This is a genomic window from Mesorhizobium sp. M7A.F.Ca.US.006.04.2.1 (genome assembly GCF_004022915.1).
Taxonomy (GTDB): domain Bacteria; phylum Pseudomonadota; class Alphaproteobacteria; order Rhizobiales; family Rhizobiaceae; genus Mesorhizobium; species Mesorhizobium ciceri.
The window spans coordinates 1-1,199 of sequence record NZ_RZQA01001281.1 but is presented as its reverse complement, the minus strand read 5'-3'; the positions used below and the strand labels follow the sequence as shown (position 1 = coordinate 1,199).

Below are 1,199 nucleotides of genomic sequence, written 5' to 3'. Positions count from 1 at the left end.
GGACGAGGTCGACAGGCTGCTCGACGCCTTCTTCGAGATGAAGGAACTCCGCTTCCGCAAGATGGGCATCGCCAACGTCTTCGGCGACGCGCAGGTGCGCGGCTTCTTCCGCGCGCTGTTTTCGCAAGCACTTAGCGAGGACAAGCCTTCCTTCGTGCTGCACGGGCTCGAGGTTGCCGGCAAGCTGCGCGCCATTACCGGTTCAAGCCGCTCGGGCAAACGCCTGATCTGCGAATTCGGAGCGATCGCCGAGGACGATCTCGGGCACGCCAGCCCCGGCGACTTCCTGTTCTTCGACAACATCCAGGAAGCCTGCGAGACCGGTTTCGAGGTCTATGACTTTTCGGTAGGAGATGAGCCTTACAAGCGGCTGTGGTGCGATATCGAAACGCGGCATTTCGAAGTGCTGGTCCCCTTGACCGTGAAGGGCCGCATGCTGGCGCTGACGCTTCGGCAAGGCGCGCGGCTGAAAGCCTTCGTCAAGAACAGCCCGACGATCTGGAAGCTGACCAAGGTACTGCGCCGCAAAGCCGCCGGCCAGGCGGCGCCCTCGGAAGAAGATAGCTAACGCAATGACGCCGATCATCCGCACACTGTCCCTGCAGGAACTGGCGCTTCTCGTCGACTGGGCGGCCGCGGAAGGCTGGAACCCAGGTCTTGAAGACCCGGCGATGCTCCAGGCGGCGGACCCCGAAGGCTTCATCGGCGCCTTTGTCGGCGACGACATGGTCGCGGCAATTTCGGCCGTGGCCTATGGCAGCGAATTCGGCTTCATCGGCCTCTACATCTCCCGGCCTGACATGCGCGGCATGGGCTACGGCAAGACGGTGTGGGACGCCGGCATGAAAAGGCTTGCAGGCCGGACCGTCGGCCTTGACGGCGTCGCCGAGCAGCAGGCCAATTACCGGCGCAAGGGCTTCGCGCCGGCCTACGAGACCATCCGCTTCACCGGGCGCAAGGCAGGCCCGACGGCCAGGGCCGATGGGTTGCGGACGATTACAACGCAACTCCTATCCGATGTCGTCGCCTATGACGCCCATTGTTTTCCGGCGCCGCGGCGGGCCTTCCTGCAGCGATGGCTGCAGGAACCGCATCATGGGTTGGCGGCAATCGGTTCGCGCGGCGTGACCGGCTTTGGCGTGGCGCGCCGGTGTCGATCCGGCTTCAAGATCGGCCCGCTGTTTGCCGACGACATGGAA

The 1,199-nt window shown here is 64.2% G+C and carries 2 protein-coding genes; both read left to right on the top strand.

Features of this window, described 5'->3' with window-relative positions; genetic code table 11:
* The coding region (locus EN925_RS36630; protein WP_128337405.1) for a GNAT family N-acetyltransferase at nucleotides 1-568 on the top strand (568 nt) is incomplete at its 5' end.
* Nucleotides 569-572: 4 nt separating this feature from the next.
* Nucleotides 573-1,199: GNAT family N-acetyltransferase (locus tag EN925_RS36625; protein WP_128337404.1), on the top strand; the 627-nt coding region annotated here is incomplete at its 3' end.